The 824-nt window shown below is 40.7% G+C and carries 1 tRNA gene; it reads right to left on the reverse strand.

The window, feature by feature from the left end:
- Nucleotides 1–478 precede the first annotated feature (478 nt).
- Nucleotides 479–554 (reverse strand) — tRNA-Ile (locus E0D98_RS24990).
- Nucleotides 555–824 lie beyond the last annotated feature (270 nt).

The following is an 824-nucleotide window of genomic DNA, read 5'->3' on the forward strand; positions in this document are numbered from 1 at the left end:
CTCCTGTAACGCTCACAAGACTCATCTGCCTGCGACGGGTATTCTGGTCAGTAGTAGATGTTTAAGGCGTGGCAGAGACATTTCATCCTTACTCTACGGCATTGGCCCGCATACAAATCGTGGTTGTGACACTCACTTATCATCAGTGAGCGAACAGAGAATAGTTCAGTGATTTGAGTAATTAACCTGATTAAATGAAGAGGCATGATAAATGATAATACTCTGGCTTTATCGTTAATTACTTAATTCCACATGTAAGCAATTTGCCCGCTTGGCATAGCGGGCATTTTTTCCAGGTACTTTTGAATGAGTACTGATGAATAAATACATTGCAGTGGCGTGCCACGTACCAAAACACCAGCCCTCATTCGAAACCACCCACCGCACTTCTTCCTTGAAATGGCGTTAGTCATGAAATATAGACCGCCATCGAGTACCCCTTGTACCCTTAACTCTTCCTGATACGTAAATAATGATTTGGTGGCCCTTGCTGGACTTGAACCAGCGACCAAGCGATTATGAGTCGCCTGCTCTAACCACTGAGCTAAAGGGCCTTGAGTGTGCAATAACAATACTTATAAACCACGCAATAAACATGATGATCATATGATGTAAATAACAGATTTTTATGCGTTCTCATTCATCCTTGCTCGTCATTACACTCGACATAAAACCCGACACCGCTTCCATTCGCAAAGTCGATACTCGCAGTCAACAAGCAAATGTTAATAATTAGCACTATCTATAGTTATCATCGATTCAATGATAGTTTGTAATGATTTTGTATCTAATAATATAACTTTATTACATTAGCTGAAGAGTTT

The sequence above is a fragment of the Escherichia sp. KCJ4928 genome (assembly GCF_004352695.1).
Taxonomy (GTDB): Bacteria; Pseudomonadota; Gammaproteobacteria; order Enterobacterales; family Enterobacteriaceae; genus ECMA0423.